12 protein-coding genes are annotated in these 10,473 nt (G+C 50.8%); 9 read left to right on the forward strand and 3 right to left on the reverse strand.

The window, feature by feature from the left end; genetic code table 11:
- The first annotated feature begins 105 nt into the window (after positions 1 to 105).
- The 5 genes from K5R88_RS08760 to K5R88_RS08780 all read left to right on the forward strand — a co-directional run bounded on the left by K5R88_RS08760 (position 106) and on the right by K5R88_RS08780 (position 5,221).
- A complete protein-coding gene (locus K5R88_RS08760; RefSeq protein ID WP_226299765.1) occupies positions 106 to 1,068 on the forward strand; it encodes an ornithine cyclodeaminase family protein in 963 nt (320 codons plus the stop codon).
- A gap of 41 nt (positions 1,069 to 1,109) precedes the next feature.
- Positions 1,110 to 2,228: an aminotransferase gene (locus K5R88_RS08765; RefSeq protein ID WP_226299766.1), complete on the forward strand. Its 1,119-nt coding sequence runs from the start codon at positions 1,110 to 1,112 to the stop codon at positions 2,226 to 2,228.
- Positions 2,229 to 2,449: 221 nt separating this feature from the next.
- Positions 2,450 to 3,064 (forward strand): helix-turn-helix transcriptional regulator, encoded by a 615-nt coding sequence (locus K5R88_RS08770; RefSeq protein WP_226299767.1) that lies wholly within the window; start codon positions 2,450 to 2,452, stop codon positions 3,062 to 3,064.
- Between the two features lie 539 nt (positions 3,065 to 3,603).
- Positions 3,604 to 4,941 carry an S-type pyocin domain-containing protein gene (locus K5R88_RS08775; RefSeq protein ID WP_226299768.1) on the forward strand — a complete coding sequence of 446 codons (1,338 nt, stop codon included), beginning with the start codon at positions 3,604 to 3,606 and terminating at the stop codon, positions 4,939 to 4,941.
- A 7-nt stretch (positions 4,942 to 4,948) separates the two neighbouring features.
- Positions 4,949 to 5,221 (forward strand): bacteriocin immunity protein, encoded by a 273-nt coding sequence (locus tag K5R88_RS08780; RefSeq protein WP_226299769.1) that lies wholly within the window; start codon positions 4,949 to 4,951, stop codon positions 5,219 to 5,221.
- Between the two features lie 162 nt (positions 5,222 to 5,383).
- On the opposite strand, the gene K5R88_RS08785 is transcribed toward K5R88_RS08780, so the two are convergent.
- Together K5R88_RS08785 and K5R88_RS08790 are read right to left on the reverse strand one after the other, a co-directional pair.
- Complete coding sequence (locus K5R88_RS08785; RefSeq protein ID WP_226299770.1) at positions 5,384 to 5,650, reverse strand: hypothetical protein; 267 nt, start codon at positions 5,648 to 5,650, stop codon at positions 5,384 to 5,386.
- A gap of 303 nt (positions 5,651 to 5,953) precedes the next feature.
- The gene (locus tag K5R88_RS08790; protein WP_226299771.1) at positions 5,954 to 6,319 is read right to left on the reverse strand and encodes a histone-like nucleoid-structuring protein, MvaT/MvaU family; all 366 of its coding nucleotides are present in this window, start codon (positions 6,317 to 6,319) and stop codon (positions 5,954 to 5,956) included.
- Positions 6,320 to 6,503: 184 nt separating this feature from the next.
- On the opposite strand from K5R88_RS08790, the gene K5R88_RS08795 reads away from it, so the two are divergent.
- Positions 6,504 to 6,683 (forward strand): hypothetical protein, encoded by a 180-nt coding sequence (locus K5R88_RS08795; protein ID WP_226299772.1) that lies wholly within the window; start codon positions 6,504 to 6,506, stop codon positions 6,681 to 6,683.
- A gap of 1 nt (position 6,684) precedes the next feature.
- Here the strand turns inward: K5R88_RS08795 and K5R88_RS08800 are convergent, their stop codons facing one another.
- Positions 6,685 to 7,602, reverse strand: coding sequence for a LysR family transcriptional regulator (locus K5R88_RS08800; protein WP_226299773.1), 918 nt, complete (start codon positions 7,600 to 7,602; stop codon positions 6,685 to 6,687).
- Between the two features lie 74 nt (positions 7,603 to 7,676).
- Here K5R88_RS08800 and K5R88_RS08805 point away from each other — a divergent pair, with 74 nt between their 5' ends.
- Genes K5R88_RS08805 through K5R88_RS08815 form a run of 3 tightly spaced genes read left to right on the forward strand, consistent with a single transcriptional unit; the run spans position 7,677 to position 10,471 of the window.
- Complete coding sequence (locus K5R88_RS08805) at positions 7,677 to 8,477, forward strand: sulfite exporter TauE/SafE family protein (protein ID WP_329959898.1); 801 nt, start codon at positions 7,677 to 7,679, stop codon at positions 8,475 to 8,477.
- On the forward strand, positions 8,464 to 9,384 hold the full coding sequence (locus K5R88_RS08810; RefSeq protein ID WP_226299774.1) for an isocitrate lyase/PEP mutase family protein: 921 nt from the start codon (positions 8,464 to 8,466) through the stop codon (positions 9,382 to 9,384). The genes K5R88_RS08805 and K5R88_RS08810 overlap by 14 nt, the downstream gene beginning before the upstream one ends.
- 43 nt (positions 9,385 to 9,427) lie before the next feature.
- On the forward strand, positions 9,428 to 10,471 hold the full coding sequence (locus K5R88_RS08815; protein WP_226299775.1) for an aromatic ring-hydroxylating dioxygenase subunit alpha: 1,044 nt from the start codon (positions 9,428 to 9,430) through the stop codon (positions 10,469 to 10,471).
- Positions 10,472 to 10,473 lie beyond the last annotated feature (2 nt).

Raw genomic sequence — 10,473 nt, forward strand, 5'->3', positions numbered from 1 at the left:
CTTGAACAAGGGGCGTGTCAGGGGGCCAATTCCGGTGCCTGTTGAATCCTAGATCATTTTTGCCTGCGTGATTTCTCCTTTAACAGCTGCCTGAGAGCGTCATACATGCCCACACATAATCAAGCCCCCTTTGTCGTTCAAGAGTCAGATATCAAGGCGTTGCTAGCACAGATCGACGTCTTGTCTGCGATGCGCAGGCTGTTCGAATCGCTGGGTGCCGGCAACGCCGTACAGCCTCCACAACAACTGGTGGAATTCCCCAACGGGCAGGGAGACTTCATCAACTACCTGGGGGTTATGAGCGCAGAAAAGGTTTATGGGATTAAAACGTCCCCTTACATCAAGACCGATGGCAAACCGCTGGTAACCGCATGGTCAATCCTGATGTCCATGGAAACCGGTACTCCACTGTTACTTGCCGACGCAGGTCTGCTGACCACCCTGCGTACTGCTGCGACCACTGCGCTGGCAGTTGATCGCCTAGCCCCCGAAGACAGCAAGCGTCTTACCGTAATCGGCACCGGCCCGATTGCCCTGGCACATATCGAGGTCGTGAAGGGATTGCGGAACTGGGAAAAAATTTCTATCCACTCCCTGGAAATCTCATCGCTAAGTGAAGAAAAGCGCGAGGCCATTTTGGCAATCGACTCACGCATCGCGCTATGCGAACTGCAATCGAAAGCTGTCTCCAATGCGGACGTCGTGATGCTTTGTACTTCCTCACCAAAACCTGTCCTGCATACGGAAATTCTCGGACAGCCAACTCTCATCACTTCGATCAGCACCAATGCTTATCGCGCGCATGAAATCTCTCCGGAGGAATTATCAAAAATGGACGTGTACTGCGATTACAGACACACGACCCCATTGGCGGCCGGAGAAATGGTAATCGCGGCCGAACGTAAATTATGGTCGACCGAAAGCTTGGTAGGTGACCTGGCAGAGCTATCCAATTCAACAGCACCACTGCCCAAATACGACCGTCATGTGTTTTTCCGTTCCATCGGTCTGGGCCTGGAGGATGTTGCTATTACCCTCGAAATCTATAAGGCGCTCACTCAGCGCTGAACACCGTTTGCTGACAAACAATCAAAACGAAAGGTATCTACATGAAGATCAAAGAATTCGGCGTTGAAATCTGGATGAACGCCTATGAAAACGACTGCGAATACAACCTGGCCGAAACCTGTGTCGAGTCTCTGACCATCGAACAACTACTGGAAATGGCCGGTAAAAAAGACAGCATCCTCGATGAGCTGCTGCCGTTGAAGATGACGTATGGTGCCATCGAAGGTTCTGATCGCCTGCGCAATAACGTGGCGGCTTTGTACTCGAAGCAGAGCAAGGACAACGTGATCATCACCCATGGTGCGATAGGTGCTAACGCCTTGGTGTATGAAACCCTTGTTGAGCCTGGTGACCACGTTATTTCCGTGGCTCCAACTTACCAGCAGCACTACTCGATTCCCGAGAGTTACGGCGCCGACGTTTCGATTCTCAAACTACGTGAAGAGAACGCCTTCCTGCCTGACCTAGAAGAGCTCAGTGCGCTGGTCAGGTCGAATACCAAAGTGATTGCCATCAACAACCCGAACAATCCGACCGGGTCTCTGATGAATCAAGCCATGCTTGAGCAGATCGTGGCGATTGCTCGTTCGGCCGGTGCCTACCTTCTCAGTGACGAGGTCTACCGGGGCATCGACCAGGATGGCGACGGCTTCACCGTCTCTGTGGCAGATCTGTACGAAAAAGGTATCAGCACCGCCAGTATGTCCAAGGCGTTCTCGCTGGCTGGTCTGCGCCTAGGCTGGATCGTCGCGCCAACTGAACTGATTCATCGGGTCGCCATTCACCGCGACTACAACACCATCAGCGTCGGCATGCTGGATGATCATTTCGCCTGTATCGCGCTAGAGAACAAGGACAAGATCCTGGCCCGTAACAAATCCATTACTCGCACCAACCTCGAATATTTAGATCAGTGGATCGCGAAAGAACCCAAGGTCTCGTTCGTCAAACCGAAATCCGGCACCACAGCCCTTCTAAAGATCGATGTCGACCTGTCCTCCCGCGACTTGTGCGTCAAGCTGCTGGAAAGCAAAGGCGTCATGTTCACGCCAGGTAGTGCCTTGGACATCGAAGGTTATGTGCGCATTGGTTATGCCAACAACCTTTCAGTCCTGAAAGAAGGACTGGAAAAGGTTTCGGAATTTCTCGCAGAGCTTTGATCTTCTCCTTCATGCCTTCGCCAGTAACGTGGCGTGGTCTGATGAATGATGCCGACGGCGATGGCGATGCCGTCGGCATTCTCATTACTCGATAACAACATTCGCATGACGCTGGAGCGCCTAGGTGGTCGTCACTATCTCTACAAAATCACGGCTCGTAGTGAAACATCGTAGCTGATACATTTACTCCCCTAACGGATTCTCTTGCGACCTGCCCCAGCATGAAAAAACTTAATAATTACAAGGCCATCGCCGACGGTATCGCGTTGCTGTATTTCCCTCACGCGGAAGTCATCATTCACGACATAAAAACGCAAACCATCGTCCACATTGCCAACAATATTTCCAAACGGAAACTGGGAGATGATTCAGCCCTCGATCAGTTACCGGGAGATTTCGAGATCGTCAGTAACCTTGGCCCCTACGAGAAACTAAACTGGAACGGACAGAAAATCCGCTCCATTACCAGCGTACTGAGAAACGACGACGACGAGCCCGAGGCACTTTTGTGCATTAACATGAATTTCACCGTGTTGGAGATGGCACGTGAAGCGCTGAACAATTTCTTCGAGCCCAGCCGGTTGCTTCCACAGCCTGACGCGTTGTTTCGGGATGACTGGCAAGAACGCATCAATACCTTCCTGCACGCCTGGCTCAAGGAACATAATCTGTCACTCCCTGGACTGACGCGAAACGATAAGCGATTGCTGGTTGAAGCCTTTTACGCCGAAGGCGCCTTTGAAGGCCGAAGTGCCTCAGACTACATCGCCAATGTTCTATCTATGGGAAGGGCCACCGTATACAAGTACGTAAAGCTCCTACGTGAAGCAGCGTGAATCGATTTTAAGATCGATTACCGAGTACGTTATATGTCCAAAATCTCGACCCCCTATCACAGTCTAAGGACATCAAGTCCACAGATCATGTAGCTCCTCTGAATTACTGTTCAGAGCCTCAAGCACCGGTGCGACTCTACAATCGCGGCTTGCTCGGATTGCTTGCAGTAGTGGAGAAAAAATCGGGTTCAACCACGTTTCCCAACGTATTTGAACAAGACGCTTGCTGACGCTAGCATCGGCGGAATAGAAAGTAACGAAAAGAACGTGATATCACATTTATGCCAGTTATCTCGGCTGGGTTACCGGCAGCGTCTTTAGGGATAACCGCGCATGGCGTCGCTATTCTTCAAACCAAAGTGCCAGCATTCAAACCCTCATGCTAGAGCGGTTACCATTCGCCCTCCAAGTGACATGGAACAGGAAAACAGAGCACCTCATTTAGGAAACATCCTAAAGCCAGGCGCCTGCCTTTCTCGGTAACGTCATTCTGCCCCGACTTCAAACCGGGATTTTTCAAGGACGAACAAGGATGCTGCATGAGCGGTTATGTACCCAACCCGCCTAAGGGCTACCGTTACGACGAAGTCAAACCCGTCGATATTCACGCTCAACGCTGGGCGGAATACAAAGACCTTCCACCGAAGGCAGATGCGAAGTCCAATGTGGCTGGATGCACCTTTACCAAACCCTGCAAGCTGCCTGATGGCACCATTAACTATGTCAGTCCCGGTGGATCAATCCCCACCGATGCTGTCAGCGAATATGGAAACTTCTCTCTGCTGGGTGGCCGTGAAACGGATGCAGCCGGAAACATCCAACTCAAACAAATAAGCGGTAGCGCATTACCCACTGCACTTGGAACCCTCATTCTAGGTGGAACTGCTATTGCTTCTGCTGGTGCATCCTGCGGCGGTCTCTGCACCACTGGAGCGGCTGTTGCGGGCGTCGGGGTTGGCACTGGGACAACTACAACGGGGGCTGCTGGTGCCGGCGTAGTCACTGCCGGGGTTGCTGCTGGAGCCTTGGCGGGAGTGGTTGCCCTGCTCTGGCCGTCAAGTCTGGGCGATAGCAGCCTGTACACAGAAGACCAGCTCCAATCCCTCAAGGAGGGCCGTACCCGCGTTCGACTGCACGTCGAGGAGCAAGCTGACGGCACCCTAAAGGGCTACGGTTACAACACTCAGAAGCGCCGCGACTGGGAGATGATTCCTGTTGTCCAGTTCAAGGTTCAAGGCTCTCAGCAAGTGGCCGACTTTGGCGATGGCGTAACCCTCATATGGACACCATCCGTTGACCCATCCAGTACCTCAGGAATTCCGCCGTTAGAGGGCGCACCACAAACCCCACAGATTTGGATTTATCCGCCTACCGAACAGGCTGATAACATCATCGTCAATCCGATCTATCCGCCTGAGTACAAGGACTTCATCCTTGTGTTCCCGGCTGGCTCTGGTGTGCAGCCGTTGTACATCGTGATGAGTGTTCGCAAGACCCCCGGCACTGTCACAGGTCAAGGCGAAGATGTAGCTGGTATCTGGCTTATTGGGGCGAGTTCTGGGGTAGGAGTTCCAATCCCAAAAGACGTGGCGGACGCACTGAGGGGACGTGATTTCAAAAGCTTCGACACATTCAGAGCCGCACTATGGAAAGCTGTCTCGGGATCAGCGGCGGCAGACCAGTTCATCGAACAGAATATTGGGCGTATGCGTACAGGTCGGGCCCCACGTGTACGAAAAGCCGACAGAGTCGGAGGCAGGCTATCGTATGAACTGCACCACCTCGAAAAAATATCGGCGGGTGGCGGCGTGTACGACGTGGATAACCTGCGAATAAACACACCGAGAAACCACATCGATCTTCACCGGAACGAATAGGCCAGACATGACAGACACATTACTGAAAAACAGCTTATCAGAGTACACCGAGGCCGAGTTCATCGGACTGCTGGAAGAACTCGCCAAGGAGGACAAAGAGGCTGAAAACGATGATCGTGCAGACTTGCTTTTGTTGCACTTTGAGAAAATCAGCGAGCACCCAGCAGGATCAGACTTGATCTACTATCCAGAGCCCGGAGCAGATAACTCCCCTGAGGGCATAACGCAGATTGTGAAGGAGTGGCGTGCCGCTCAGGGCTTGCCGGGTTTCAAGGGATAGTGAGCACTTCCACATCCTGGATGGATGCCCGTCCGAACTAAACCACTCTACTGCACCTGAACTCTCATTACTTCAGGCTGCCAAAGCTCACTTTGTATAAGCGCTCAAGAATCTGCTGGGCCGCTGCTGATCAAGCAGCACCCAGTGCTCATGAAGAATTGACTAAGGGATAGGTTTGACAAACACAACGTCGAAATACCTGAACTTCTTCTTTTTAGCTTCATTCTTCGCCTCCTGCTCCGCGACGAGGGTGCTCAATGTGTTCGCGTCATAAACGAACACTTCTACGTCGCCTTCAAATTCCTTTGTAACGTGCAGCACCACCCTGAGCTTCGGCGATAGCGGTTTAGCAACCGTTCGGGGCTTTGGCCTAGGCAGCGGTTTTGCGAGAGCATCCGGCTCAAGCCGTTCCGGTTGTGACTCTGGCATGGGTTGGCTTGAGGAGCCGAATAGCGCTTAGCGCATTTCCTCCTCACTGAGTTCTGAATTCATTAGGATTTCTCATCGCTAAAAATAGTGTCCAGCTTAATTAGACCGCTAAAGTGAGATCGATAACACTGAAAAAACCTGCAGCGTTTGGCAGGCTCCAGTCGATGTGGAGGTATGGAATAAAGCGAAAATGGTGGGTTAAGAGCGAACGGAGAGTGATCACTACGCTAATCCCTGATTCGATGCCCCTCAATCCGTTATAAAAAAAGGCCCTCGAAGGCCCTTTTTGTACTCAAACCAAACTCATTTGGTCAGCCAGGACTCGACGGTGTCGGAGCCGTGCTGAGCTTTCCACTCTTTCAGAGTTTTGTGATTGCCGCCTTTGGTTTCGACGACTTCGCCAGTGTGAGGATTTTTGTAGATTTTCACTTGGCGAGGCTTACGAGTGCCAGCTTTAGATTCGACTGCAGGGGCACGGCGACCGGCATGTGGATCAAGCAAATTGATCACGTTCTGCAAGCTGTAGCCGTACTTGGCAAGCAGGCCACGGAGCTTGGTTTCGAATTCAATTTCCTGCTTAAGGCCAGCATCACCTTTCAGGGCTTCGAGCGCTTGGAGCTGTTCGGCTAGGTGTTTTTCGAGTTGACGGAATTCTGCGAGCTTGGACATGGGAAATCTCTATCTGATTAGTATCCTCAACGTTACACCAAAAACTCCGAGTTGCATGATGTAAGCGCGATTACTTTTCTGATTAGGTCGTATTCGTGACGGAATTCGCACTGGAGCAAACGTCCATTAATCAACATCTGGCGACGAGAGACGGTTCGTAAAATCGCAAAGGAACATTGGTGTGATGGCGCAGCATCTGGACGTTTGCGGAACGGAATTACGAGCGGAAGTGTCGTTTGTATTAGACACCTTGGTGTCGAAATCCCGTTCAGATAGAGAGGTGGTTTTCATGAACAATATCATCTACATCGTTGGGGCAGTGGTGATCGCCCTAGTTATCCTGTCGTTTGTCGGTCTTGTATAGCCTATGGACTGAGACCTGCTGTGGTGGCGCCGGAGACGGAAAATGCTTCTCGAAAGTGCTCAACGAAAGCCCCGACCAGAGTGGAATCGCGCTCGTGATGGGCAAGAACGACCCCGCTTTCACAACCCTCATCTGTGATATCAATGGCATGTAAGGAAGAAGCTTTAACCATCGAAACGGGAAGCAGAGCTATGCCGAATCCTGCTTGGATAAGCAACGATTGCGTACTTTTTAACGAATAAACCTGCGCTGACTTCGGAGCAAATCCTGCACGAGCGCAAAGTTCAAATGAAAGATAACTAAGCCCACCGCGTTTTGGATGTGCTATCGAGACGAATGGCTCGTCTCGCAACTCGGCAAGTGATATGGACTTTCTTGATGACAGAGGATGGGTGGGGCCGACTGCGACTACAACTTTCTCACTAAACAGGGTAAGAAGCTTAATCTCATTTAATTGATGTAAAACCGGCAGTCGAAATAATCCCACATCAATGCGATTGTTAACTAAATTCATTAGTTGTGTTTCTGAAGACTCCTCCGACACTTCAATATGAACATCGGTCATGCACTTCAGATAAAGCCCAAGCGCATCTTTTAACTTTCCTATGAGCGGCACCGTGCTGGCATGGCCAAGCCGGATAGTACCACTTTGACCGTTGCCTACCGAAGTAGCCAGTCGAGCTGCGCTGTCGACGTCAATCAAAATTGCTTTGGCCCTTGGCAAGAACGCTAACCCAGCATGTGTTAAATGGGGTTGTCTTGCGGTGCGCTCGAACAAAAGCGTACCAAGGTTAATTTCTAGCTCCTTCATTTGTCGACTTAGCGCTGATTGAGCAATAAACAATCTCTGCGCTGCGACACTGAAGCTTCCATGTTCCGCGATTTCTACAAAATATCGCAACTGCTTCATTGATATCATAACAGCTATGCCAAAATGTGATCAGTAAGATGTCATTTCCATATTAGTAGGTTTTCGCCCTATTGGGTAGGGTAATGGAACAACACGAAACGGAAATTCCGATAATGCCAGATGCTTTTCTGCATGCCCCTTTCGACAATGCGACCTTAGTAGTAATGTTCGTTACCATCAGCCTGGCATACGTAATTTTTTCTATTGCAGGTTTTGGAACGGCACTGGTTGCGGGCCCTGTGTTAGTGAATTACATGCCTCTGTCGCAAGCGATCCCTCTACTGGTGCTCCTAGACTGCGTGGCTGCATTTGGAAAACTGGCGCGTTCTCATCAGCATGTGGTGCGCATTGAGCTCGCTAGGCTGCTGCCATTCATGGCCATTGGAAGCATGGCTGGCATAGCGGTGCTACTAAAAACGAAATCTGACGTTTTAATGCTCGCGATGGGGTGTTTCGTAACCTTGTACGCGTTGTATATGCTTACAAAGCCTGTACGAACTCGTTACATATCTGCGGCGTGGGCAATGCCCCTGGGTGTTGGCGGCGGCCTGTTTGGCGCCCTGTTTGGCAGTGGCGGCTTCCTGTACGCGATATATTTGAACGGCAGGATAGACACCAAAGAGAAAGCAAGCTCCACTCAAAGTACATTGATCGGCATTAGCACGCTCGTACGTATCTCCATGCTCACTGTAGCAGGAGCCTACACCGATCTTGCGTTAGTCGTGACTGCGATCTACTTATTGCCAGCCATGATGTTTGGTCTTTGGGCTGGCGAGCACATCTCATTTAAAATGTCTCGCAACACGTTCACCAGGCTAATCAACATCATCATATTGGTTAGTGGCGTTACTCTCGTGTATCGAGCCTATCTTGGCGGTAATTGAAAAAACACATCTGGCGCGTTCGCCCGGAATTAACTATACAAAGCGAGGTTTGCAATTGAAAAGCTCTCAAGCTCTACGTGATCTATTGAATTCAGGAAAAACCATTATGGCTCCTGGTGCCTATGACGGCCTGTCGTCAAGACTAGTCAGTCTGGCTGGCTTTGACGCTGTGTATGCAAGTGGTGGCGCTATCGCTAGATCTGCTGGGTATCCAGATATCGGTCTGCTGAGCTTTACTGAAGTTATCGAGCGGATTGAGAAAATTGTAGAAGCCAGCGATATCCCCGTTATCGCAGACGCGGACACTGGATTTGGCGGAACTGCCAACGTGCAACGCACCGTGAGGGCACTGGAACGCATCGGTGTAGCCGGCTTCCATCTGGAAGATCAAACATTCCCTAAGCGATGCGGGCACTTGGACAACAAATCGCTTATTGATGTCGAAGAAATGTGCCAGAAGATCAAAGTGACGCGTGCCAGCTTGCAAGACACTAATTGCTTAGTTATTGCTCGCACTGACGCGATAGCAATTGAAGGTTTCGAAGCAGCGCTTGTTAGAGCACAACGTTACGTTGAGGCTGGTGCCGATATGATTTTTGTGGAAGCGCCGGAGACGCTGGAGCAAATTCAGATTATTGCCCAGCGTATTCCGGGGCCAAAACTCATGAACATGTTCTATGGCGGAAAAACCCCACTCGTTTCTCTACAAGCACTTGCAGAACTTGGTTATCAACTTGTCATCGTGCCATCGGATCTGCAACGGGCTGCCATCCATGCTATGAAAAAAACCCTGGTTGAACTCCAACGCTCAGGAGATAGCCATGCAATGTCGGCTGAATTAACGAGTTTTTCCGAGCGCGAGCTGATAATTCAAACTGAAAAGTATCTGGCACTGGATGACTTGTAAAAACAGCTTTGTAGCCAACATGCGCTAAAAACAAGGAGATGGAATGTTATACCAAGGTGAATGGAATCCCAACGAACTCGATTACCGAGCTCTCGCAGGGCAATGGCATGTGGTCTGCCTGAGTACGGATGTCGGCGACGACCAACCCAAGGCCGTTCGGTTGCTTGGCGAAGAATTGGTTTTGTGGCGAGACGACCAAGGGAAAATCAATGCTTGGAAGGATTACTGCGGCCACAGAGGTGCAAAATTGTCACTTGGTTGTGTCAAACAAGGACAGATCGAATGCCCTTATCATGGGTGGCGCTACAGCAGCCAAGGCGAATGCACGTTAGTTCCAGCACATCCTGAACGAAAAGGGCCCTCTTCACAGCGCCTGATTTTTCGCCACTACGCTGAAGAGCGCTACGGATACGTCTGGGTGAGCCTGGAGGAACCGCTGCGACCGCTGCCGGAATTGCCACAGTGGCATGACGAGAGCTTTCGCAAGGTGTTTGCAGGCCCATACCATTACAACGCAAACGCGTTGCGCTCTCTCGAAAACTTCATCGATGCATCGCACTTCCCCTTTGTGCATGCCAATCTCAATGGTCTGCCGGACGCGCCTGAACCGCTGAAGCGGTACAACGTGAAGGAAGACGAGCATGGCCTGCACTCTTCTGAAATTTGTGTCTTTCAACCGTACGGCGACCATCGTGGGATACCGGTTAATGCCCGTTATACCTATTCAGTCCTGAATCCTACGACTGCGTATTTCGTCAAAAAAACCGGTGAAACAGAACGCTTCTGCACCTTTTTCAATGCCACTCCAGTGGATGAATCGCAATGCATTATCTGGCTGATAGTCGCTATTAACTTTGGCCAGGATCTCACGCTCGAACAGATCCTTTCTCGGCAAAATATTGTTTTCGAACAGGATCGCCGTATTGTCGAATCCCAACGCCCTCCGCGCCTGCCACTAGACCCACAAGCGGAAATGCATGTGGTCAGTGATCGAATGGGTATTGAGTACCGCCGCTGGATTCGTGCCTTGGGTGAGGCCGCAACCACCAATAAACAAACGCAGCTCATTGAATCTGTTTCTATCTGACA

It is taken from the genome of Pseudomonas sp. MM213, assembly GCF_020423045.1.
GTDB classification, from domain to species: domain Bacteria; phylum Pseudomonadota; class Gammaproteobacteria; order Pseudomonadales; family Pseudomonadaceae; genus Aquipseudomonas; species Aquipseudomonas migulae.

Excerpts from the sequence above, each read along its gene's own strand:
- K5R88_RS08760 (WP_226299765.1), top strand. The coding sequence starts at position 106 with ATGCCCACACATAATCAAGCCCCCTTTGTCGTTCAAGAGTCAGATATC.
- K5R88_RS08765 (WP_226299766.1), top strand. The coding sequence starts at position 1,110 with ATGAAGATCAAAGAATTCGGCGTTGAAATCTGGATGAACGCCTATGAA.
- K5R88_RS08770 (WP_226299767.1), top strand. The coding sequence starts at position 2,450 with ATGAAAAAACTTAATAATTACAAGGCCATCGCCGACGGTATCGCGTTG.
- K5R88_RS08775 (WP_226299768.1), top strand. The coding sequence starts at position 3,604 with ATGAGCGGTTATGTACCCAACCCGCCTAAGGGCTACCGTTACGACGAA.
- K5R88_RS08780 (WP_226299769.1), top strand. The coding sequence starts at position 4,949 with ATGACAGACACATTACTGAAAAACAGCTTATCAGAGTACACCGAGGCC.
- K5R88_RS08785 (WP_226299770.1), bottom strand. The coding sequence starts at position 5,650 with ATGCCAGAGTCACAACCGGAACGGCTTGAGCCGGATGCTCTCGCAAAA.
- K5R88_RS08790 (WP_226299771.1), bottom strand. The coding sequence starts at position 6,319 with ATGTCCAAGCTCGCAGAATTCCGTCAACTCGAAAAACACCTAGCCGAA.
- K5R88_RS08795 (WP_226299772.1), top strand. The coding sequence starts at position 6,504 with ATGGCGCAGCATCTGGACGTTTGCGGAACGGAATTACGAGCGGAAGTG.
- K5R88_RS08800 (WP_226299773.1), bottom strand. The coding sequence starts at position 7,602 with ATGATATCAATGAAGCAGTTGCGATATTTTGTAGAAATCGCGGAACAT.
- K5R88_RS08805 (WP_329959898.1), top strand. The coding sequence starts at position 7,677 with ATGGAACAACACGAAACGGAAATTCCGATAATGCCAGATGCTTTTCTG.
- K5R88_RS08815 (WP_226299775.1), top strand. The coding sequence starts at position 9,428 with ATGTTATACCAAGGTGAATGGAATCCCAACGAACTCGATTACCGAGCT.